Source organism: Roseomonas sp. CCTCC AB2023176 (assembly GCF_042259275.1).
Taxonomy (GTDB): Bacteria; Pseudomonadota; Alphaproteobacteria; order Acetobacterales; family Acetobacteraceae; genus Roseomonas.
In genome coordinates this window covers 4,546,959-4,569,401 of the sequence record NZ_CP170086.1, presented here as the reverse complement: position 1 = coordinate 4,569,401, position 22,443 = coordinate 4,546,959, and the positions used below count along the sequence as shown (strand labels likewise).

Genomic DNA, 22,443 nt, shown 5'->3' with positions numbered 1-22,443 from the left:
CTTAGACCCGAACGGCGCGGCACGTCAGATCGGCAGGGGTCGCGTCCGTCGCGCCCCGGGCCATCTGCGCGCGCATGGATGACGCGCCGCTGATCCTGACGCTCCGCTTCGACGACACGACCTTCGTCCGGCTGGATGCGCTGCGCCGGGCGCATTTCCCGCCGGCGCGGAACCACATCCCCGCGCACCTCACCCTGTTCCACGCCCTGCCGGGCGAGGAGGAGGCGGGGGTCGCCGCGGCGCTCGCGGAGGTCTGCGCGGCGACGCCCGCGCTGCCGATCCGGTTCTCGGGGCTGCTGCCGCTCGGCCGCGGGGTGGCCCTGTCGGTCGAGGCGCCGGCGCTGCGGGCGCTGCGCACGGGGCTCGCGGCGCGCTGGTCGGCCTGGCTGACGCGGCAGGATGCTGGTGGGTTCCGGCCGCATGTCACGGTCCAGAACAAGGTCGCACCGGAGGTCGCACGCGAACTGCTGGAGCAGATGCGCGCGGCGTTCGAGCCCTGGGACGCGCGGGGCGAAGGGCTGCTGCTCTGGCGCTACCGCGGCGGACCCTGGGAGGCCGCGGGCTCCTTCGATTTTCGCGGCGAACTTCGTCCCTGAGCCGCTGCAGGCCATGAGCGGGGCGACGTCGGACGGATCGGCGCCGTCATCGCCTCGTCGCGGCAGACGCCCCGCCCGGGCCGCGACCCCGATCCTTCGAAGCCGACGCTAGTTTGCCGTGCTCGCCGGCGCGTTGGACGCCGTCGTGTTCCGCGGGCGCTGTTGCGTCGTGCGCTGCTGCGTCGGCCGGCGCGTCGTGGTCTGCGCCCTCGTGGTCTGCGTGGTCGTGCGCTGCTGGGCCTGCGCGGCCGCGGCGCGCTGGCGGACGAGGTCGGATCGCGTCGTGGGACGCGCTCCCGCGCCGCTGCTGTTGTAGCCCGAGAGGTCCTGCTGCCCGGAATTCCAGGACTGCCCGTGCACGACGCCGGAGGAGCGGCCGATCTGGGCCGTTCCCTGCGCGAAGGCGGGTGCCGCGCCGAGCAGCGCGGCGAGGATGGGCAGGGCGAGGGCACGCATCGGCGAGGGGTCCGTCGAGGTCAGGTGGCACAATGTCACCCGGCGCGCCGCCTGCAAGCAACCCTCGCGTGCGCGGCGCGCGACGTCATGCGCTCGTCATCATTCCGGCGAGCAGGCGCGCACGGGGGACGAGGCTGTCGAGCCGGATGTATTCGCGAAGCGTGTGGTAGTCGCCGCCGAGGACGCCGAGGCTGTCGAGGGTCGGGATGCCCATCGCGCCCGTAAAGTTCCCGTCCGACCCGCCGCCGGCGCTGCCATGGCCCAGCGGGTGGCCGAGGCGCGCCGCCAGGCCGCGCGCGAGGCCGTAGAGGCGCATCGTGCCCTCGTCCGGCTCCCAGACCGGGCGCGTGACGCCGCGGGTGACGGAGAGCGCCACGTCCGGCGCGCCGCTCGTCAGCGCCAGCATCTTCTCAACCGTGGCGTCGAGGTCGGCCTGCCGCTTGGCCATGCTCAGCGCCTCCGCGTCGCAATGGGTGGAGACGCAGTTGACCCACTGCCCGCCGCGCAGGACGCCGACGGAGAGGGTCGCGGCCTCCGTCGTCATCGCCTCGATGGCGAGGACCTGACGGCACATCTCGCGGATCGCGGAGCGGCCCTCGGACAGCATCGCACCGGCATGGCTCGGACGGCCGGTGGTGCGGAGGTTGAAACGCGCGATGGCGTAGCGGCCCGTGACGACGTCGCCCATCGGGCCCTCGCCGGCTGGGCGGCCGGGCTCGGGCACAAGGACGACGGCGTGCCGCGCGGCCTCCGCCTCGATCAGGTCGCGTGTGGAGGGGGAGCCGACCTCCTCGTCGGAGGTCAGCAGGACCGTGACGGGGCGGGAGGTCGGGATGCCCGCGCGTGACAGCGCGCGCAGCGCCTCGACGGCGAGGACCGTGCCGCCCTTCATGTCGCAGATGCCGGGGCCGGTGCAGCGGCCGTCGGCCTCGCGGAACGGCAGGACGTCGAGCGTGCCGACGGGGTGCACCGTATCAAGGTGCGCGAGGACCAGGATGCCCGGCGCGTCACCGTCCGGATGCGGGAAGCGGGCGCGGACGCAGTCGCCGTATCCCATGCGTCCCGGGATGCGCTCGACGCGCGCGCCGATCACGGCCAGTTCCCGCGCGGCGAAGTTCATGAGGCGGTTCACGGCGGCGGCGTCGAAGGTCGGGCTCTCGATCTCCACCCAGGGCCGGATGCGGGCGAGGAGTTCGGCGGCCGTGAAGGGCAGGGCCAGCGCGGCCGCGGCGGCGTCGGGACCGGCGGCTTCGGGGAGGGCCTGGGCCGGGGAGAGGTGCGGGGCGTCCATCGTCGGTCCTGTCGCGAACGGCGCCAGGGTGGACGCGGGGCCGCTCACGGGGAAGGGGGTGCCGGGGGTAGGGCGCCGCCGGTAGGGTCCGTGCGATGAGTGACCCCCTGACGATCACGCCGCGGCGCATCGTGCCCTGGACGGGCCCCTTCGCCTGGACGCCGGCCGAGGTGCCGCCGAGCGAATGGATGATCCCCCTCGGGGCCGAGCACGCCGCAGAGATCGGCGCGGCCGGGGCGACGCCGCGCCTGGACGCGCTGGCCGCCGAGCTGCGCAACCGCCTCGACCACGGCCGCGGCTTCGCGCTGCTGCGCGGCCTCCCGGCCGGGAGCGATCCGTCCCTTACCCTGATGGAGATCGCCCGGCGGATCGGCAAGCCCGTCCCGGCGGTGCCGGCGGGCGGCACGCGTCACGCGGAGGCCTGCGACGCGTTGCTGGTCCGCGCGCCGGAGGCGGCGTCCCGCAGCCTCGTCGCGGCGGCGTCGGTCCACAACCTGCTGCTGCGGACGGACCGGGCGGCGCTGGCCGCGCTCTACGAGCGCCAGGCCGGGACGGGGGTCGCGGTCTTCTCGGCGGAGGAGGGGGTCTATGCCGGGCGCTGGGACGATTCCGTCCTGGCAGCCGAGGTAGTCCCGGCGTTGGCGGCCGCCGCCGCGGACGCGTCGCTGGCGTTGCCGCTCGACATGCGGGCGGGCGACATCCTCGCGCTCAACCCCTTCCTCGTCTGGGCGACGCAGGCCCGCGGCGCGACGGTGGCGGCGGCGCGGACCGAACCCACGCGTCTGGCCGCGGCCGCCTTCGCACCGCTACGCTGAGCGGCATGCGGATTCTCGTCGCCAACGCCAATACGACCGAAGCCATCACGGAGGTCTGCGCGGCGTCCGCGCGCGCGGCCTGTTCCGAAGGGACGGAGGTCGTCCCGGCGACGCCGCGCTTCGGGCCGGCCGTCATCTCGACACGGGCCGAGAACGCGGTGGCGGCGCACGCGCTGCTGGAATTGCTGGCGGAGCATGCGGGGAGCGTCGACGCGGTCGTCCTTGCCGTATCCCATGACACGGCGCTCGACGCGGCGCGGCAGGTCATGCCATGCCCGGTGGTCGGCATGACGGAGGCGGCCTGCCTGGCCGCGCACATGCTCGGCGCGCGCTTCGGCCTCGTCACGCTCGGGGCGACGGAGATGTACCGCGAGCTCATCGCGCGCCATGGGCTGTCGGCGCGGCTGGCGGGGCTTGCCGGCGTGGACGTCACGCCGCCGCAGGTTCTGGCCGATCCGGACGTCGCGACGGAGAAGGTCCGCGTCGCCATCGCAGGCCTGGTCGAGGCGGGGGCGGACAGCATCGTCCTCGGCGGTGCGGCGATGGCGGGGATGGAGCCGCGGCTGCGCGACCTCTCGCCCGTGCCGCTGCTCGACGGCATCGCCTGCGCCGTGCGGCTGGCGGAAGCGCTAGTCGGCCTGCGCCCCGCCAAGCCGCGGACCGGGACGATGGCGGCGCCGCGCGGGCGGGCGGTGTCGGGAGTCTCGCCGGCCCTCGCGGCCCTGCTGTTGGGCTGACGCGGCTTCGGCACGGGTCCGGCCCCGAGGCGCGGCGCAACCGGGACCGCAACCGGGGACGCGAGCGGGACGTTCTGCCCGCGAGATCACGGTAGGACAGCCATGCGCCTCGACGGACCGGAGAGCCAGAACGTCGACGACCGCCGCGGCGGCGGCGGGTTCGGCGGCGGCCAGGGCGGCGGCATCGCGGTGGGCGGGATCGGCGGCGTGGTCCTGCTGCTGCTGTCGCTGTTCTTCGGGGTGGACCTGACCTCGCTCGGCGGCGGCGGCTCCGATCCGGGCTACGCGCCGGCGCCGCAGGGGCGCCCCGCCGATCCGCGGTTCGACCCGCGCGCGCAAGCCGATCGTGGCGCGGCGTCAGGCACTCCCTCGGGGGCGCCGTCGGGGGCACCGTCGGGGGCACCGCAATCCGAGGATGCGGGCCGGCGCTTCGTCGCGCAGATCCTCGGCGAGACCGAGCGCGTCTGGAACGAGCAGTTCCAACGCCTGGGTCGGCGCTACCAGGAGCCCACGCTCGTGCTGTTCTCCGGCGCGACGCAATCGGGCTGCGGTTCCGCGCAGGCGCAGACCGGGCCCTTCTACTGCCCGAACGATCGCAAGGTGTACATCGACCTCGACTTCATGGCGCAGTTGCAGCGGCGTCTGCGCGCGGGCGGCGACTTCGCCGCAGCATACATCATCGCGCACGAGGTCGGGCACCACGTGCAGAACCTGCTCGGCGTGCTGGGCCAGGTACAGCGCGCGCAGGGTGGCGGACGCGGCGCCGAGGCGAATGCGCTGCAGGTGCAGGTGGAACTCCAGGCTGATTGCCTCGCCGGCGTCTGGGCGAACCAGGCGAACCGCGCGCGGAACATCCTGGAGGATGGCGATATCGAAGAGGGGCTGAACGCGGCCGCCGCCGTCGGCGACGACCGCATCACGCAGGGCCGCGTCTCGCCGGAGAACTTCACGCACGGCACGTCCCGCCAGCGCGTGACCTGGTTCCGCCGCGGGCTGGAGAGCGGCGACCTGCGGGCCTGCGACACCTTCCAGACGGCGGGCTGACGGCGGCGGTCCGAATGGAGGACGTCGGCCGCCGGCTCCGACCGCCGGCCGACGTCCTCGGGCACCGTGGTGGCTGATGCGTCGGCTCGGGCATCGCAGACACCGGGCCGCTGAACGGGCCGCGTCGCGGTGCTACACGCGTCCCATGCCGCGCATCGCCGTCGCCCGACTTTGGTTCGAAGGGAACTCCTTCAGCCCCGTACCTACGGAGCGGGATGCCTTCGCCTCGCGCGAATGGATCGAGGGCGGGGAGGCGCTGCGCCGCTTCTCCGGAACGGCGACGGAAATCGGTGCCGTCGCGGCGTTCCTGGCGGAGCGGCCGGGCTGGGACGCGCGGGTGCTCCGCTGCGCCAGCGCACAGCCCGGCGGGCCCATGGCGCAGGAGGTATTGCGGGACTGGCTGATGGAGGTGACGACGGGGCTGCGGGACATTCGCCCGGACGGCGTGTACCTGTCCCTGCACGGGGCCTGCGTCTCCGCCGAGGATCCGGAAGCCGACCTCACGATCCTCCGCATGGTGCGCGCGACGGTCGGAGCGGACGTGCCGGTCACCGCCTCCTTCGACTTCCACGCGAACATGGCGGAGGAGGCGACGCAGTTGCTCGACGGCGCCAGCGCCTACCGGACCTACCCCCATGTGGACATGGACGCCGCCGCGCGGCGCGCGCTGGGCCTGCTGGAGCGCGCGATGGGCGGCGCGCCGCCGCGCAGGGCGCCGTCGCGAAGCTGCCGCAGGTGCTGCATTCCTTCCATATGCGCTCGGCGGAGGGGCCGATGGCCGAGGTCTGGGCCATCGCCGCGGAACTGGAGGAAGCCGGGGTGCGGGAGGCCTTCCCCTTCGGCGGCTTCGCCTGGGGCGACTCCCCGCATGCCGGTGCCTCCGGCATGGCCTGGGCGGAGGACGGCGCGGCCGCCGCCGATGCGGCGGTGCGCATCGCCGCGGCCATCGCGGCGCGGCGTGGCCGCTTCGCCGTCTCGCTGCCGTCGCCGCGGGAGGCGTTGGCGCTGGCGCTCGCCGCGCCGCCCGGCCTCGTCGCGCTGCTCGATCCCGCGGACAACCCGTTCTCCGGCGGCATCGCCGATACGCCGGAGATGCTGCGGGCGCTGGTCGAGGACCCGCCGCCGGTCGCCACGGTCTTCGCCTTCCTGCACGACCCCGACACGGTCAAGGCGGCGCGCGCCGCGGGCGTAGGGCAGATGCTCGAGCGGCCTCTCGGCGCGCGGACCACGGGCGCCTTCGGGCCGCCCGTGCCCTTCCGCGGCACGGTCGAGCGCCTGACCGAAGGCCGCTTCGTGAACGAGGGACCGATGGAGCGGGGCGCACCGATGGACCTTGGCCCGACCTGCGTGCTGCGCGCGGGAACGCTGCGGGTGATCGTGACCTCGCGGAAGGAGGCGGCGGTGGACCCCGCCTTCTTCGCGCTGCACGGCATCGACCTGTCCGCGACGCGGCTTTTGGCGGACAAGGGCAAGAACCATTTCCGCGCGGCCTTCGCGGAGCGGTGCAGCGCGATCGTGGAATGCGACTGCCCCGGGCCGGCGTCGCTGGACCTCTCCGTCCTTCCTTTCCGGCACGTCCCCGCGGCTTGGCGCGGCGCGGCGGTTCAGTAGACTCCGGCGGCGCCGACCACGTCCTCGCCACGGCGCGGCAGCCAGACTTCGAGCGTCCCGCGACTGGGGCGCGGCGAGAAGTTGGTGAAGTCCAGCACCCGGAAGCCCGGGCCGAGCTGCACCGCCAGCCGCTCCGCCGACTCGCGGTCGGCGGGGGTGAAGTAGCGGACGCCGGCAGCCCCCGGGGTCGCGCGGACGGAACGCGTCTCCACCCGCCCGCCCGTTCGGGCCGCGGCGTCGGCGATGGCGACGGCGGTGCCGAAGTCGCCGGGGGTATGGTGGATCACGATCCGCGTGGGCGCGGCGGCACCCGGGTGGCCCGGGGCGTCGCCGGCCTTCGGGTCGGTCGGCCCGGCCTCGACGTATTCAGGCACCAGCGGGGCGCGGCGGGCCGCGGTGGCGCGGGGCGGCGCGGGCTCAGCCGGCTCGTCGCCTTCCTTCGGCGGCAGGTCGGAGATCCGGCTGCGGGGGGTGCGGGAAGGCTCCCGCCGTGCCTCCGCCGGGGGCACGGGCGGGAGCGGCAAGGGCTCCGCCGGGGCGGCGGCCTCGGTGCCGGGCGGCGAGCCCGCCGCGGGCGGCACGGTCGCGGCTGGCGCGACCGACGCGCGGCCAGCCGCCGGCCGCTGCGCCGGCCCTTGCTGGGCGGCGCGGGGAAGCGGATCGGTCCACCCGCCCGCGGCGCGGGGCGGAGCGGGGGTGGCCTGCGGGGCCGCAGCGACCTCGACGGGCACGGGGCGTCCGAGGTCCGTCGGCGGGCCGAGGAACTCGAGCCAGGCCGCGCCGACCCCGCCCGCCAGGAGCAGCGCGAGCCAAGCCAGGCCCACGGCGCGCAGGCCGCGGCGGCGCCGGGGACGGGCGATGTCGGAGACGGCGGGACGCGGCAGCCGGACGACGAGGCTGCTCCGAACCGGCGCGGTCAGCTCCATCGGCCCGTCGTCGTCGGCGTTCAGGGCCGCCTCGACCGCCGGGATCCAGTCGCCGCGGGCGGTGATCTCCGGCTCCCGCGCGAAGGCGTGGTCGAGGAGGCTCGTCAGCCGAAAGATGTCCCCGGGGCCGATCGCGACCTGGACGAGGGGCAGGTGACCGTCCGCATCGAAGTCCGCCGACCGCAGGCGGGCCGTGAGGTGCGCGACCGCGTCCTCCGCCCGCTCCGGCGCGAGGTCGAGGAGCGCCACGCCGGCGTCCGTCCGCGCGACGACGAGGTCGGACCCGACGGGCGGAAGCCCCGCATCGGCCGGCGGTTCGTTCCGCAGGACCGTCCAGCCGAGATCCGAGAGCAGGCGCGCGACCGTCGCCCGCTGATCCGTGCCGATGACGAGTTGTTCGAAGCCTGTGTCCATGGGCCCTTGGGTGCTGCCCCACGACGCTGACGCCCGAAGCGCCGGGCGGGTTTCCCCGAATCCGCCACGCCATCCCCAGTCGCGCTTGCAACGTCGCAGCGCCGATGTGGCGCCGCGCGCGGATCGGGGCCACCACGCGGCCCCCGCTCCGCGGAGTGTGAACGGTTGATGGGCCGGAACGCTGCGGGCGCGTACCGGCGCCCGACCTCAGTCCAGCTTCGCCCCGGCGGCGCGCACGACGTCGCGCCACTTCGCGTTCTCCGCCGCGACGTAGCGGTCGAAGTCGGCCGGGCCGAGGGGCTGGGGGCGGAGCCGATCTCGCGCAGGCGTTCCGCGGCGACGGGGTCGCGCACGATATCCAGGATGTGGCCGGCCAGCCGCTCCACGATGGGACGCGGCGTGCGGCCCGGCGCCTGGACGCCGAACCAGGCCACCGCCTCGAAGTCGGGGATGCCGGCCTGCACGACCGTCGGCACGTCGGGGAGGGAGAACCACCGCTCCTTCGACGTGACGGCGAGGCAGCGCAGCCGCCCGTCGCGGATGTGGGGCAGGTAGGCCGGCAGGTTGTCCACCGCGAGTTGCAGGCGGCCGCCGAGCAGGTCGGGGATGACCTGGCCCGTCCCGCGATAGGGCACGTGCGTCAGGTCCACGCCCGCCTTGGTCTTGAGGTACTCGCCGCAGAGGTGGCCGGAGGTGCCGTTGCCCGGCGTGCCGTAGTTCAGCGCCCCGGGCTGCCGCCGGGCCTGGGCCAGCAGGTCGTCGAGCGTGCGGGCCGGGTTCTCGGCCTGGATGATGATGCCGTTCGCGACCTCGTTCACCAGCGCGACGTTCGTCAGGTCCCGCGCGGGGTCGTAGGGAAGGCGGGAATAGAGGAACTGGTTGATGCTCGCCGTGCCGATCGTGCACATCAGCAGGGTGTGCCCGTCCGGGTCGGACTTCGCCACGAGGTCCGCGCCGAGGTTGCCGCCCGCGCCGGGGCGGTTGTCCACGACGACGGGCTGGCCGAGCGGGCCGCCCAGGCGTTCCGCGATCAGCCGCGCCGTCAGGTCCGTGGCGCCGCCGCCCGCGAAGGGCACGATGAGGCGCACCGGGCGCGACGGGTAGTTGGCCTGCGCCCGGGCGAGCCCCGGCAGGATCGCCGGCGCGGCGAGCGCGGCGCCGATCAGCAGCGCGTCGCGACGTGTGGTCTTCATGCGTATTCCCTCAATCCGCGGTCGCGCCGGAGCGGCGCACGATGTCGGTCCAGCGCCGTATCTCGTCCTTCACGAAGGCCAAGAAGGCCTCGGGCGAGGTGCCGCCGTCGGGCGTCAGGTCGGGCTTCATGCTGCCGAGGTCGGCGAGGCGGTTCCACGTATCGGGGTCCTTCACCACGGCGTCGATCTCGCGGCCCAGGCAGTCCACGATGGGCCGGGGCGTGCGCGCGTGCATCTGGACGCCGAACCAGGCGGTGGCCTCGACGCCCGGCAGGCCTTCCTCGGCGGTGGTGGGGCAGTCCGGCAGGGCGGGGGTGCGGACCTTCGTCGTCACGGCGAGGGCGCGGAGGCGGCCGTCGCGGATATGGCCGATGGCGGAGGGCAGGTTGTCCACCCCGACCTCCACGCGCCCGGCCATGATCTCGGCGAGCATCGGGCCCGCGCCGCGGAAGGGCACGTGGGCCATCTGGATGCCCGCCTCGATCTTCAGCAGTTCGCCCGTCATGTGCAGGGACGTCCCCGCGCCCGACGACCCGTGGTTCAACTGCCCCGGCCGCGCCTTCGCGTAGGCGACGAGTTCGCGGAGCGTCCGGACGGGGAGGGCGTTCGTCACGAAGATCACGTTGGGCACGCGGACGACGAGCCCGACTTCGGCCAGCTCGTCGGGCCGGTAGGGCATCCGGTTCCCGTAGAGCGAGTAGTTGATCGCCCCGGACGAGATGGTCTGCATGAGGATCGTGTAGCCGTCCGGCTCCCCCTTCGCGACGAGATCGGAGCCGATGTTGCCGCCGGCGCCCGCCCGGTTCTCGATGGTCACCGGCTGGCCGAGCCGGGCCTGGAGGCGCTCGGCCAGGATGCGGGCGACGAGGTCGGTCGTGCCCGCGGGCGGGAACGGGACCACGAAGCGGATGGGTCGGGTGGGGTAACCGGCGGGCGCCTGGGCAAGCGCGTGGGTGGCCGCGAGCAGGGCAGGGGCGGCCAGCAGCGGCCGACGCGGAATCGTCATGGACCTTCCTCCGTTCTCCCGGGCCGGCGTTCTCTGAGCCGGGGTCTGACGCCCCTTTCGCCATCCCGACGCAACGACATGTCGTGCCGCGCGCTCCCAGGGCTGACAAGGTCCGTCGCGCGGGCAATGTCTCTCCTCCGCGCGCCGAATCGGGCGGGCCGGGCGGGTCATTCGACCGCCTGGCGGATGGGCGGGGGCGGAGGTCGGCCGTATGGCGTTTCTCAGGGTCTATGCGCGGGTGCTGGGACTGCTCGGCCCCGACCGCTGGATCGCGATGGGACTGGCGCTGGCCGCCCTGGCCCTTGCCGGTCTTCAGTTCCTGGAGCCCGTGCTCTTCGGGCGTGTGGTGGACATCCTCTCCGTCGCCGATCGCCTGCCGCGGGAGGAGGTCTGGGCGCAGGCGATCAACCTGCTGCTGGTCTGGGCCGCCGTCGGCGTGACGGGGATCGGGGCGAACGTCGCCGTATCTCTCCTGTCCGACCGCATGGCGCACCGGAACCGCCTTTCCGTCATGAACCGCTACTTCCAGCACGTCCTGGCCATGCCGCTGTCCTTCCACGGGGATACCCAGTCCGGGCGGCTGATGAAGGTCATGCTCGTCGGGGCCGATCACCTTTTCTCGATCTGGCTGAACTTCTTCCGGGAACACCTGACGACCTTCATCGGGCTGGTCGTCCTGCTGCCGATGACGCTGCTGATGAACTGGCGGCTCGGCCTCGTGCTCGTCGCGCTCGTAGTCGTCTTCGCCGCGGTCTCGGCCTGGGTCATCTCCAAGACATGGGAGGCGCAGGAGCGGGTCGAGGCCTTCCAGACCGACCTCGCGGGCACGGCGCAGGACGCGCTGACGAACGTCGTGGTCGTGCAGTCCTTCACGCGGCTGCGGTCGGAATCCAACCGCTTCGGCGACATCATGCGGCGCGTGCTGGACCACCAGTTCCCCGTGCTGAACTGGTGGGCGGTGGTGTCGGTGCTGACGCGCGCGGCCTCGACGCTCGCGGTCATCGCGATCTTCCTCCTCGGCACCTTCCTGCATATCCGGGGGCAGGCGTCGGTCGGCGAGATCGTGTCCTTCATGGGCTTCGCGAACCTGCTGATCGGGCGGCTGGAAGGCGCGGTCGCCTTCGTATCCTCCCTGCTGATGCGCGTGCCGGCGCTGCAGGACTTCTTCACCGTGCTCGACACCCGGTCCTCGGTGCCCGAGAAGCCGGACGCGGTCGCGCTGCCGCGCGCCGCGGGGCACGTGACCTTCGAGCACGTGGCCTTCGGCTACCCGGGCGGCGGGCTGATCCTGAAGGACGTCTCGCTCGAGGCGCCGCCGGGCAAGACGGTCGCGCTGGTCGGACAGACCGGGGCGGGCAAGTCCACGGGGATGTCGCTGCTCCAGCGCCTCTGGGACCCTGTGCAGGGCCGCATCACGATCGACGGGCACGACATCCGCGACGTGTCGCTGGAAAGCCTGCGCGCGAACATCGGCGTCGTCTTCCAGGACGCGATGCTGTTCAACCGCACGATTCGGGAGAACCTGCTCGTCGGCCGGCCCGACGCGACGCAGGAGGACATCGAGCACGCCTGCCGGATGGCCGAGGCGCACGACTTCATCATCCGCCAGCCCCGCGGCTACGAGACGCCGGTCGGGGAGCGCGGCACGGCGCTGTCCGGCGGGCAGAAGCAGCGCCTGGCCATCGCCCGCGCGCTGCTGAAGGACCCGCCGGTCCTCATCCTCGACGAGGCGACGAGCGCGCTGGACACGGCGACGGAGGCGCGCGTGCAGCGGGCGCTGAAGGCGCTGATGCAGGGCCGCACAACCTTCATCATCGCCCACCGCCTCTCGACCGTGCGCGACGCGGACGAGATCCTTGTCTTCGAGCAGGGCATCATTGCGGAGCGCGGGACCTTCGAGGAGCTCGTCGCCCTCGGCGGGCGCTTCGCCGACCTCGTCCGCACGCAGCTTCAGGGGACGGAGACGCGGAAGGAACCGGCGGTCGTGGCCTGAGCGGCGGCCTGACCGAAGGATCAGGCGCGCGACGCGCGCGACAGACGGGACCGGGCGCGCGACGCGCGCGACAGACGGAAGGCTGCCCGGACCGTTCCGCCGGTGGCAACTTCCTCTCTCCTTGCCGGGGGAGGGAAGGTCATGATCGGACGGGGCATCGCCCTGGCCGTGGCGCTGGTCGCCGCGGCGGGTGCGGCGAGGGCGCAGGACCAGGAACTCGTCGCCCGCGGCCGCTACATCGTCGAGAGCATCGGCGGCTGCGGCAATTGCCACACACCGCAGGGGCCGAACGGACCGCTCCCCGGCCAGCACCTCGCGGGCGGGGCCGTCTTCGACGAGCCGCCGTTCCGCGCCGTCGCGTCCAACATCACGCCCGACCCGGAGACGGGGATCGGCCGCTGGACCGACGCGCAGCTCGCCCTCGCCATCCGCGAGGGCAAGCGGCCGGACGGGCGGATCATCGGGCCGCCGATGCCGATCGAGCTCTACCGCGGCATCTCGGACCGCGACCTCTCCGCGATCGTCGCCTACCTCCGTACCGTGCCGCCGGTGCGCAACGCCGTCCCGGCGAGCGAGTACCGGATTCCGCTGCCGCCCGCCTACGGGCCGTCCGTGACGGCCGTCGCCGATCCGCCGGCGGATGACCCGGTCGCGCGCGGGCGCTACCTCGCGGGGCCGCTCGGGCATTGCGTGGAATGCCACACGCCCATGGCGGCCGGCGGGGCACGCGACTGGTCGCGGACCGGCGCGGGCGGGCAGCCCTTCCCCGGGCCCTGGGGCACCTCCGTCGCGCGCAACATCACGCCGCACCCGTCCGCGGGGATCGGCGCCTGGAGCGACGTTCAGGTCGTGCGGGCCGTGACCGGCGGCGTCTCGGCCGACGGGCGGCGGCTCTTCCCGCCAATGGGCTACGCCTACTACGCGCGGATGAGCGAGGGCGACCTGCGCGACCTCCTCGCCTACCTTCGGTCGCTGCCGCCGCAGCCCTGACGCGGGCGTGCCGTCGCCCCGGGGGCTTCCCGCCCCGCGGGGCCGTGCCGCAGGATGCAGGCAGCGCCGCCCTCGAAGCCGCGCCCGAGGACGACGCCATGCCCCGCCGAGGACCACCGGCCCCGCCGAGGACCACCGATTGAGCGGGACTGACGCCGGATCGCGTGCTGCCCTTACAACCCAACCCGCTTCCCCGGCCTGGCCGCGGGAGGTCGCGGCCGGCTTCGCCGGCGCGCTCGGCTCGGTTCCCCTGAACATCGCCCACGGTGCCATCACCTTCGCGCCGCTCGGCACCGGGGCGGTGGTCTCGGGCGCCGCGATGACGGTCCTGACCGGCGCGGTCGTCGGGATCTTCCTCGGCCTGCTCGCCGGCAGCCGACCGCTCATGGGCGGGCCGACCGCCGCCGTGTCGCTGACCCTCGCCGGATTGCTCGGCACCGCGACGTCCGCGGGGATCCTGCCGGGTGGCGAGGCCGGGGTGGGTGCGGCCATCGCGGTCTGCGCCCTGACGACCATCCTCTCGGCTGTGGCGGTCGCGGCGCTTGCCGTGCTGCGGCTGGGCCGTGCGGCCGCCCTCATCCCGTATCCCGTTCTCTCCGGCTTCGTGAACGGCACGGCGGCGCTGCTCATCCTGAGCCAGGTCGGACCGGCGCTCGGGCATGCCATCGGGCGCTTCCCGCCGCTGTCGACGATCCAGCCCCTGGCGCCGGCGGTTGCGCTCGCGACGGCCTGCCTCATCGTGCTGCGGCCGCCGGGCGTGCTGGCGAAGGTGCCCGGCGTGATCCGCGGCGTCGTCGCGGGCTGCGCGCTGGACGCCCTGCTCCGCCTGCTCGGCGCGGGAGCCCTCCTCGGGCCGCTGCTGGGCGCGCCGCCGACGCTGGACCGGCACCTCGCGGATTCAGCGGCGGCGCTGGCGGTGCTGCCGGAGCTGCGCCTCGCCCCCTCTGGCTGGCGATCCTCGCGGCCGCCGGCACGATGGCGGTGCTCGTCGTGCTGGAGACGCTCGCGACGGCGGCGGCCATCCGGGAACTCGGCGGGCCTCGGGCCGACCTGGACCAGGACCTGCGGGCGCTGGCGGCGGCGAACCTGGCCGCCGGCGCGGCGGGGGCGGTCGCGGGCTGCGGCAGCATCACCGCGACGAGCGCCGCCCTCGCCGCCGGCGGCCGCGGGCGCCTCGCGGCCGCGACGCGCGGGCTGGTCATCCTCGGCGCCCTGGCGGGGCTCGGGCCGCTCGTCGCCCTGCTGCCGCAGGCCGTGTTGGCCGGCGTCATCCTCGGCACCGCCTGGAACATGCTGGATCCCGGGGCGCTCCGGCCGCTAAGGACTGGCACCGGGTCGCACCGGCTGACGGATGCGGCGGTGATGGTCGTCGTCGCGGGCGTCGCGGTGGGGTGGAGCCTCGCGGCCGCCGTCGCGATCGGCGTGACGCTCGCGGTGCTCGCCTTCACCGCCTCCATGGCGCGGGGCGTGGTGCGGCGCGCCTGGCGCAACCCCGGCGGCCGGTCCCGCACGCGCCGCCCGGCCTGGGCCGAAGCCCTGCTGCTGCGCGCCGGGGAGCGTATCGAGGTCGTGGAACTGGAAGGCGCCCTGTTCTTCGGCAGCGCCGACGCCGTCGCGCTGCACGTGGAGCGCGCGGCGGAGTCCGGGGCGGAGGCCGTGATCCTCGACTTCGGCCGCGTCACGCGGGTGGACCTCTCGGGCGCGCGGCAGATCGCGCGGCTGCTGGCGCGGCCGCCGGGCGGGCGGGCGCGCATCCTCCTTGCCGGGTTGCGGCAGGGGGCACCGGCACGGGACGACATGGCGGCGCTCGGCGTGCTCGCCGCGGTGCCAGCGGCCGCCGTCTTCGAGACGCTGGAGGAGGCGTTGGTGTCGGTTGAGGCAGAGGTGCTGGCCATGGCGCCCGACGCGCCGGACGGGGCGCTCGCGCCGCTCGATGCACTGACCGGCCTCGGGCTGGAGGAGGACACCGCGCGCCGACTGCTCGACGCGATGACGGAGGAGCGCTTCGCCCCGGGCGAGCTCGTCCTCCGGCGCGGGGAGGAGCCGGAGGCACTCTACGTCATCCTCGATGGTTGCGCCGACGTGGTCATCCCCCGCCCGGGGCCCGGCAACGCCACCCTGCGCGTCGCGACCACCACCCCCGGCGCGGTCATGGGGGAGATGGGGGTGCTGACCGGCGGCCGCCGGACCGCGGACGTGCGCGCCCGCTCGGCGCTCCGCTGCCTGCGGCTCTCGTCCGCGACCCTCGCCCGCCTCGAGCGGGAGGACCCGGCCGCCGGCGCCGCGTTGCTGCGGGCCATCGCCCGGCAGATCGACAGCAACCTGCGCATGGCGAACACGACGATCGCGACGCTGGAGCGATGAGGCGGGCCTGCACCGAATTTTCGGCGCTTTTTCAGGTGTAACGCCGGGGGCGGAACGGTAGGTTACATCCGGAAACAGGGAGGAGATCGCATGCCCGGAGCGACCGCTCACAGCCTTGGCGTCATCCTCATGATTGCGACGCTCTCCGCCACGGGCGGGGCCGCGGTGGCCGAAGGGCAACCGGCACGCCAGGCGACCGGCCCGTCGCGCGCGCCTGCCCCGTCCGGCACGGCCACGGAGGTCGGCGACGCGGCGGCGGAGGTGCTGCGGGCGCGGGGCACGCCGTCCGGCCGGGCGGCGGCGGCCTCGCGAGGGGCAAGCGACCCCGCGCCCGTCCCGCGGAACCCGCAGGGGCGCTGACGCGGAATGCCCGCGACGAGGTGGCGGGCCGCCGGCGCGGCCTCCGCGTTGCTGTTCCTCGCCCCGCCCGCCCTCGCCCAGTTCCGGCCGCCGACGCTGCCCCAGGCCATCGAGCGGCTGGCCCCTTCGGAGCAGCCGCGGCTCTCTCCCTCCGCGGTGCCGGACGCGCCGGAGGCCCGGCGCGGGCCCGGTGAAGACCGGGTCATCGGCCTCCGCCGCGTCGAACTGACCGATGCCACGGTGCTGACGCCCGCCGCCCTCGGCGGAACGCTCGCGGGGCTGGAGGGGCGCGACGTCCCGCTGCGGCAGGTGGAGGAGGCGCGGGTCGCGATCCTCTCGGCCTTCCGGCAGGCCGGCTATCCCTTCGTCGCGGTGAACGCGACCCTCGCGCCGGCGGGCGATGGGCGCTTCGACCTGCGCTTCGCGGTCGTCGAGGCGCAGGTGACGGAGATCCGGCTCGACGGCGACATCGGCCCGGCCGCGACGCAGGCGCTGCGCTTCGCCGAGCCGCTCCGGAGGCTCGGGCCCTTGCAGGCCGATGCGCTGGAGCGCGCGCTGCTGCTGATCTCCGACATTCCCGGCGTGACGGTGCGCGGCATCCTGCAGCCGGTGGAGGGGCAGGCGGGGGCGCTGCGCCTCGTGCTGCGGCTCGACCGGCAGGCCTTCTCCGGCCTCGTCACGCTCGATAACCGGGCCTTCCGGCTGACCGGGCCGTGGCAGGCCCTAGCCGTGCTGCAGGGCAATTCCTTCACGGAGTTCGGTGAGCGGACGGAGGTCTCGCTCTACGGCACCGAGGAGTTTTCCCAGCGCTTCGCGCAGGTCGCGAGCGAGTGGTTCGTCGGCGGCTCCGGCCTGCGCATCCGCCTCCAGGCCGGCTACGGGGAGAGCGAGCCGCGCGGCTTCCTGGAAGCCCTCGGCTACACGGGAACGAGCACGATCGCGGGGATCACGGCCTCCTACCCCATCATCCGATCCCGCCCCGCGAACCTGACGGCGACGGCGGGCTTCGATTACTTCGAGGGGCGGGTCGAGGCCGACCGGAACGGCGCGAACATCGACGCGCTGGACCGCGTCTTCGCGCTGCGGGGCGGGCTGACGGGCAACCTCCTCGACCCCGGGCCGGTCGGGCCGTTGCCGCCCGGCGCGACGCAGGCACAGATCCGGCTGAGCCAGGGGCTCGGGGGCAACACCGCGCGGCCCTCCCGCGCGGGCGCCGACGGCGGGTTCTTCAAGGTCACGGGCGAGGTTGTGCGCAACCAGCCCATCGCGGAGCTCGCGCCGGGGCTGGGGCTGACGCTGCAACTGCTCCTCGCCGGGCAGTGGTCGCCGGACGTGCTGCCTTTCTCGGAGAAGTTCCTCCTCGGCGGCGGGCGGATCACGCGGGGCTACTACGCGGGGCAGGCGTCGGGCGACATCGGCTGGGCGGGCGGCGTGGAGCTGCAGCTGGAACAGGGCTTCGACCTGCCGCCGCTGGTCGGGCTGCCCGCGATGCGAATGCAGGCGCAGGCCTACCTGTTCCATGACCGGGGCCGCGCCATCCAGAACGCGGCGCTGGAGCGGGACGTCTCCCTCTCCTCCTTCGGCGGGGGCATCCGGCTCTTCTTCGAGCGTGCGGTGCAGATCGAGGCGGAGGTCGCGCGCCGCCTGGAACGGCGTCCCGACGGCGCGGCGGCGCCGCGCGTCTCGCCCGTCATGGGTTTCCTCGGTGTGGTGGTGAGGTTCTGATGAACCGGGCGCTCCTCCTCTCGACGACCGGGCTGATCGCGGCGGCGGCCTGCGCGGTGCAGGCGCAACCCATGCCGGCGCCAGCCGCCGGGCCGGTGGGCGGGCAGGTGGTCGCGGGGCAGGCGGCGGTGTCGCGCTCGCCCGGGCAGACGGTGATCAACCAGTCGAGCGACCGCGCGGCGATCGAGTGGCAGGGGTTCAACGTCGGCCGCGACCACCGCGTGCAATTCGTGCAGCCCTCCGCCTTCTCCTGGACGCTGAACCGGGTGACGGGGCCGGACCCCTCGGTCATCGCGGGGCAGGTGACCGCCAATGGCGGCGTCGCGCTGGTGAACCCGTCCGGCGTGCTCTTCGCGCAGGGGTCCCGGGTGGATGTCGGCAGCCTGATCGCGACGCCGTCCGACATCGCCAACGGCAACTTCATGGCGGGACGGATGGTCTTCGACGGCCAGCCACGCCCGGGCGCACGCGTCGAGAACCGCGGCGAGATCACGGTCCGCGACCGCGGGCTCGTCGCGCTCGCGGGGCCGCGCGTGGCCAATTCCGGCACCATCCGCGCCAACCTGGGCCAGGTGCGGCTGGCCGGCGGGGTCGAGGGCTTCGCGCTGGACCTGGCCGGTGACGGGCTGCTCTCGATCGACGTGACGCGCGCGGTGCGGGAGGGGACGGGCGGCGCCGCGCTCGTCACGAACTCCGGCGTGGTCGAGGCGGCCGGCGGCAGCGTGACGATCACCGCCCATGCCGCGAGCGGCCTGATCGAAGACCTGGTGCAGAACACCGGCACCGTCGGCGCGGGCCGTATCCGGATTGCGGCGGAGGGCGGCAACGTCGCGCTGGATGCCGGCCGCGTGACGGCGCCGGGCGGGCGCGTCGAGGTCGGTGCGAATGGCGGGACCGTGCGGCTCGGCGCGGGCGCGCAGGTCTCGGCGAGTGGCGCGACCGGCGGGGAGGTTCGCCTCGGCGGCGCAGGGACGCGGCGCGTGCAGGTGGACGGCACCGTCGCCGCGCGCGGTGCGGCCGGGCGGGGCGGAACCGTGGCCGTGCAGGCCGCGGAGCGCGTGGCCCTGTCCGACACGGCGCGGGTTGATGCGTCGGGCACGGCGGGCGGCGGGACGGTCCTCGTCGGGACGACGGGCCGCGGACGCGCGCAGACCATGGCGGCGGAGGCGAGCATCGCCGCGGGCGCCTCCATCGCCGCGGATGCGACGGAGGCGGGCAACGGCGGCGCCGTCTTCGTCAACAGCACGACGCGGACGGAGATGCTCGGCACCATCTCCGCCCTCGGCGGGCCCCGGGGCGGCGATGGCGGCTTCGTCGAGGTGTCGGGGCAGGACGTGCTCTCCTTCCCGAGCCTCTCGCTCGTCCGTGCCGGGACGCTGCTCATCGACCCCACGACGATCACGATCAACAACGGGTCGGCTGGGAATCCGATCAACGGTGCGGTCATTACCAACGGCGACGTCAACGCCTTCACGGGCAACCTTGTGCTTGAGGCGACGCAGTCGATCACGCTGTCCGCCAACGCTACCATCGACAAGGCCAGCGGCGGCTTGACGATGCGCACGACGGGCGGCGGCGTCGTGGGCGAAGGGATCACGATCGGCAGCGCGATCCTGCTCTCGGGCAACAACGCCTCGCTGCTGATCGAGTCCCGCGGCGACGTGGTGACGGCAGGGCCATCCGGCTTTTTCGGCGGCGCGACCCTGAGGACGAGCGACGGCAACATCACCATCATCGGCCGGACCGTCTCGCTCGGCGGCTCCCTTGACGCGCAGGCCCGCAGCGGCGCGGGAAGCGCCTTCGCCCTCGGTCAGAGCGCCGGGAGCATCCGGCTCGACACCACGGGCGCGGCGCTCTTCGGCGCCCCCGTCTTCGCCGATGGTGGCGCCATCACGATCGGCGCGCCGGGTTCCCTGCTGACGATCGAGGCGGACCAGCAGATCCTGGTCACCGCGCGCACCTCGGTCCTCGGCAACACGACGAGTGGGTTCAGCGCCGGCTCCGGCCTGCTGTCCCGGCCGGCCTCGGGCGCGGTGTTCATCACGGCGGGAACGGATATCACCCTCTTCGGGGGCATCAACGCAGTGGGTGGCGGCGGCACCGGACCGACCGGCGAGGCCAACGCGCCGGCCATCAGCCTCGTCGCCGGCCGAACCATCACCTTCGAGAGCCGGAGCAGCATCCAGACACCGCGGACGAGCAACCAGCCGGCCGGCGGCATCGTCTACCTCGACACAACCGGTCGGCCGACGCCGGGTAGCGCCGCGGGCACGCTGCCGAGCACCGGCACTGGTGACATCATTCTCAACACGAACCCAACCGGCCTTGTCAGCAATACCAGCGGGCTGGTCGCCGGCGGTCTCGGAACCTTCATCCGTGCGGCGGGGTCGGTGCGGGTCGGCGCGAATGCCGGCATCGGCGAGGGCGCCGGGTCATCCAGTCTCTCGAGCGAGGGACCGACGACGGTTATTGCGGGCGGCGACGTGACGATCGGCTCCGGCGGGCGCATCTTCGGCTATGCCGGAAGCCCAGCCCTGACCATCCGGGCCGGCGGCACGATCAGGAACGCCGGCAGCATCAACGTCTTCGGCTCGGCTGTCGTCGACATCGAGGCCGTCGGCACCATCACGATGGACGGAGGAGCCGGACAGGCGCGGCTCGTCTCCGGCGGCGTGGGTGGGCGGCTCGTCTCGACGGGCGGCGCCATCGACTTCGTCAACACGGACAGCACGCTCGGCGGCGGCTTCACCTTACAGGCTGCGACAACGCTGACGACCGGTGGCTTCGGATCACAGAATTGGGCCGTCTCCGGCGGATCCGGGCAGCGGTTGTTCGCCGCACCGGGCGGGATAACCCTCGTCAACGTCAATATCGAGAATGCGCGGCTGGAGGCCACGAACGGCCGGATCGACATCAGCGCACCGTCCGTATTCGGGCAGTCGCGGGTCGTGCGGTCCGACCTCGTCGCGGGCACGGGCATCTCGATCCAGGGCGGCACGGTCCTCGTCGGCGACATCTCTGCCCGCACGACCGCCGGCGACATCGTCATCGGCAGCAGCGATCCGTCCGTCCCGGGCCTTCAATACGTCGGTAGCCTCCGGGGCCTTTCCACGCCGGGCAACGTGACGATCGTCAGTCAGGGCGAGTTTGAATTCGGCTCGAATGCGCCCTTGCCCATGCGGATCACGGGCCCCCTGCAGGTGGGTGGCACGCTCGACCTCACGGCCGCCACCGGGCTGGCCCAGGACGCGACGGGAAGCGGGATCACCGCAGGTCAGCTCAGGGTGTCGGCTCCGAACGGGTCGGTCAGTCTCGACGGGGCAGGCAATGCGATTGCCCAGTTGGGTGCCAGCATCGGCGGCGCCGGGCTCACGCTGCGCACCACCGGCAACCTTTCCATCGTCGGGCCGGTCACGGTCGGACAGGCCTTCGCACCGGCCGTGCTGGATCTGGCGGCGGCCGGCGCGATCACGCAGGCGGCCACCGGGGCCGCGGTCACCGCGGGCACCCTTCGCCTGGATGCCGCGAGCGTCTCGCTCACCGGCGCCGGGAACGCGATCGCCAACCTGGGGACCAGCCGGGTCACGGGCACGCTCGCGCTGAAGGAAGCGGGAGGGGCGGGCCTCAGCCTCGGCGCGGTGAACGCGGGGACGCTGGACATCGAGACCAGCGGCGGCGTCACGCAGACCGCCCCCGTGACGACGAGCGGCAGCACGCTGCGCGTGACCGCAGTCGGCGACGTGATCCTGACCGATCCGGGCAACAGCATCCTCGCTCTTGGCCAATCCTCCACGCCGGGCACCTTCAGCCTGTTCACCACGACGTCGCTGAACGTTTCCGAAACGGTCACGGCCGGGCCGCTGCTGCGGCTGGTGTCCGCGGACGGGATGGTACTCTCCTCACCCACGCTCATCGCGAGCCGCATGGAGCTCGTCGCGGGCACGAACCCGCTTGCGCCTGGCGGGCTGACGCTGAACGGAGCGGCGTTCCAGCTGTTGGAGGCCGGGCTGCTCGCCTCGCCCAAGGGGGTCGTCTCGGGCGCACCGAGCACCCTGACCGGCTTCCCGGCGCAACCCGCGCCGGTCCTGGTCATCGACACGCGCACCGGTGGCCTGAACGCCCTGCCGACAGCTGTGCAACCAGAGACCGGCGCGACCGACCTGACGCAGCCGACACAGCTTTCGACCTTCGATCCCGCCCTGGCTGCGGGTTCGAACATGGCGCTGAACCTGAGCGCCGGCGGCGCGGTGTTCCTGCTGCTCGGCAACGGCACCGCGACCGGGACGATCTCCGCCTCACGGCTCGGCGTGCAGGGCGTGGGGGGTGCCGCGACGCTGACCGGCACGATCGCCGGGATCGCGGATGGCACGGCCGCGGAGCGGGCGACGATCACCACGGTGCAGCCGAGCTACACCTTCAACGGCTGCGTCATCGGCTCGTCCGCGCCCTGCACCGTGCTGCCACCACCACCACCACCTCCGCCGCCGCCGCCGCCACCACCGCCACCACCGCCGCCACCACCACCACCGCCGCCACCGCCACCACCGCCACCGCCGCCGCCGGTCGAGCCGCCTCCATCACCGCCCGGGCCCGCGCCCGGACCGGATCCGACGCCGCCGCCGGCCCCGGTGCCCGAACCGGCGTCGCCGGCGCCGGGCCCCGCGGCCCCGGCGCCCGGCCCGTCGGGCGGGAGCTCCGCCGTCCCCCCCACCAACCCGGCCAGTGCCGCGCTCATCCCGAGCGAGGTCGCGGGCGAACAGGTCGCGTCGCAGGACGAGGAGGAGGCGCGGCGCCGCACCCTCGTCCTCACCCAGCCCGGCATCGTCCCGCCGCCGCCGCAGCTCCTTTCGCCGCGGCAGCGCGGGCGGTCGCCGGACAGCCCGGACGTGCTGCTGCCCGGCATCGGCGCGCAGGATTTCTGA

15 protein-coding genes and 2 pseudogenes are annotated in these 22,443 nt (G+C 74.2%); 13 read left to right on the top strand and 4 right to left on the bottom strand.

What is annotated here, in order from left to right; all coding sequences use genetic code 11:
- Nucleotides 1-74 precede the first annotated feature (74 nt).
- Nucleotides 75-596: a 2'-5' RNA ligase family protein gene (locus ACE7GA_RS22875; protein ID WP_376092050.1), complete on the top strand. Its 522-nt coding sequence runs from the start codon at nucleotides 75-77 to the stop codon at nucleotides 594-596.
- Between the two features lie 108 nt (nucleotides 597-704).
- Here ACE7GA_RS22875 and ACE7GA_RS22870 read toward each other — a convergent pair whose 3' ends face one another.
- Together ACE7GA_RS22870 and ACE7GA_RS22865 are read right to left on the bottom strand one after the other, a co-directional pair.
- Nucleotides 705-1,052: a hypothetical protein gene (locus ACE7GA_RS22870; RefSeq protein ID WP_376092047.1), complete on the bottom strand. Its 348-nt coding sequence runs from the start codon at nucleotides 1,050-1,052 to the stop codon at nucleotides 705-707.
- Between the two features lie 85 nt (nucleotides 1,053-1,137).
- Nucleotides 1,138-2,391, bottom strand: coding sequence for a M20/M25/M40 family metallo-hydrolase (locus ACE7GA_RS22865; RefSeq protein ID WP_376092044.1), 1,254 nt, complete (start codon nucleotides 2,389-2,391; stop codon nucleotides 1,138-1,140).
- A gap of 47 nt (nucleotides 2,392-2,438) precedes the next feature.
- Here ACE7GA_RS22865 and ACE7GA_RS22860 point away from each other — a divergent pair, with 47 nt between their 5' ends.
- From ACE7GA_RS22860 to ACE7GA_RS22840, 5 genes and pseudogenes are all read left to right on the top strand, one after another.
- Nucleotides 2,439-3,158, top strand: coding sequence for a hypothetical protein (locus tag ACE7GA_RS22860; protein ID WP_376092041.1), 720 nt, complete (start codon nucleotides 2,439-2,441; stop codon nucleotides 3,156-3,158).
- A 5-nt stretch (nucleotides 3,159-3,163) separates the two neighbouring features.
- Nucleotides 3,164-3,895: an aspartate/glutamate racemase family protein gene (locus ACE7GA_RS22855; protein WP_376092038.1), complete on the top strand. Its 732-nt coding sequence runs from the start codon at nucleotides 3,164-3,166 to the stop codon at nucleotides 3,893-3,895.
- Between the two features lie 102 nt (nucleotides 3,896-3,997).
- Complete coding sequence (locus tag ACE7GA_RS22850) at nucleotides 3,998-4,939, top strand: neutral zinc metallopeptidase (protein WP_376092035.1); 942 nt, start codon at nucleotides 3,998-4,000, stop codon at nucleotides 4,937-4,939.
- A 76-nt stretch (nucleotides 4,940-5,015) separates the two neighbouring features.
- Nucleotides 5,016-5,890 (top strand): annotated as a pseudogene (locus ACE7GA_RS22845) (M81 family metallopeptidase); the annotation flags it as partial.
- Nucleotides 5,867-6,550 carry an MlrC C-terminal domain-containing protein gene (locus ACE7GA_RS22840; RefSeq protein WP_376100486.1) on the top strand — a complete coding sequence of 228 codons (684 nt, stop codon included), beginning with the start codon at nucleotides 5,867-5,869 and terminating at the stop codon, nucleotides 6,548-6,550. The pseudogene ACE7GA_RS22845 and the gene ACE7GA_RS22840, both read left to right, overlap by 24 nt.
- Nucleotides 6,551-7,580: 1,030 nt before the next feature.
- Here ACE7GA_RS22840 and ACE7GA_RS22835 read toward each other — a convergent pair.
- Both ACE7GA_RS22835 and ACE7GA_RS22830 read right to left on the bottom strand, forming a co-directional pair.
- Nucleotides 7,581-9,083 carry a tripartite tricarboxylate transporter substrate-binding protein gene (locus ACE7GA_RS22835; RefSeq protein WP_376092032.1) on the bottom strand — a complete coding sequence of 501 codons (1,503 nt, stop codon included), beginning with the start codon at nucleotides 9,081-9,083 and terminating at the stop codon, nucleotides 7,581-7,583.
- Nucleotides 9,084-9,093: 10 nt separating this feature from the next.
- Nucleotides 9,094-10,089, bottom strand: a complete 996-nt coding sequence (locus ACE7GA_RS22830; protein WP_376092029.1) for a Bug family tripartite tricarboxylate transporter substrate binding protein — start codon at nucleotides 10,087-10,089, stop codon at nucleotides 9,094-9,096.
- Between the two features lie 211 nt (nucleotides 10,090-10,300).
- Between ACE7GA_RS22830 and ACE7GA_RS22825 the strand changes: the two genes are divergently transcribed.
- The 7 genes and pseudogenes from ACE7GA_RS22825 (at nucleotide 10,301) to ACE7GA_RS22795 (ending at nucleotide 22,443) form a co-directional block, all read left to right on the top strand.
- The gene (locus tag ACE7GA_RS22825; protein ID WP_376092026.1) at nucleotides 10,301-12,082 is read left to right on the top strand and encodes a glucan ABC transporter ATP-binding protein/ permease; all 1,782 of its coding nucleotides are present in this window, start codon (nucleotides 10,301-10,303) and stop codon (nucleotides 12,080-12,082) included.
- 141 nt (nucleotides 12,083-12,223) lie between these two features.
- Nucleotides 12,224-13,072, top strand: coding sequence for a c-type cytochrome (locus ACE7GA_RS22820; protein WP_376092023.1), 849 nt, complete (start codon nucleotides 12,224-12,226; stop codon nucleotides 13,070-13,072).
- Nucleotides 13,073-13,079: 7 nt separating this feature from the next.
- Nucleotides 13,080-13,724, top strand: a pseudogene (locus tag ACE7GA_RS22815) (SulP family inorganic anion transporter); the annotation flags it as partial.
- 323 nt (nucleotides 13,725-14,047) lie between these two features.
- Nucleotides 14,048-15,436, top strand: coding sequence for a SulP family inorganic anion transporter (locus ACE7GA_RS22810; protein WP_376092020.1), 1,389 nt, complete (start codon nucleotides 14,048-14,050; stop codon nucleotides 15,434-15,436).
- Between the two features lie 90 nt (nucleotides 15,437-15,526).
- A complete protein-coding gene (locus ACE7GA_RS22805; protein ID WP_376092017.1) occupies nucleotides 15,527-15,796 on the top strand; it encodes a hypothetical protein in 270 nt (89 codons plus the stop codon).
- Nucleotides 15,797-15,802: 6 nt separating this feature from the next.
- A complete protein-coding gene (locus tag ACE7GA_RS22800; protein ID WP_376092014.1) occupies nucleotides 15,803-17,521 on the top strand; it encodes a ShlB/FhaC/HecB family hemolysin secretion/activation protein in 1,719 nt (572 codons plus the stop codon).
- Nucleotides 17,521-22,443 carry a filamentous hemagglutinin N-terminal domain-containing protein gene (locus tag ACE7GA_RS22795; protein ID WP_376092011.1) on the top strand — a complete coding sequence of 1,641 codons (4,923 nt, stop codon included), beginning with the start codon at nucleotides 17,521-17,523 and terminating at the stop codon, nucleotides 22,441-22,443. Before ACE7GA_RS22800 ends, ACE7GA_RS22795 begins: the two co-directional genes overlap by 1 nt.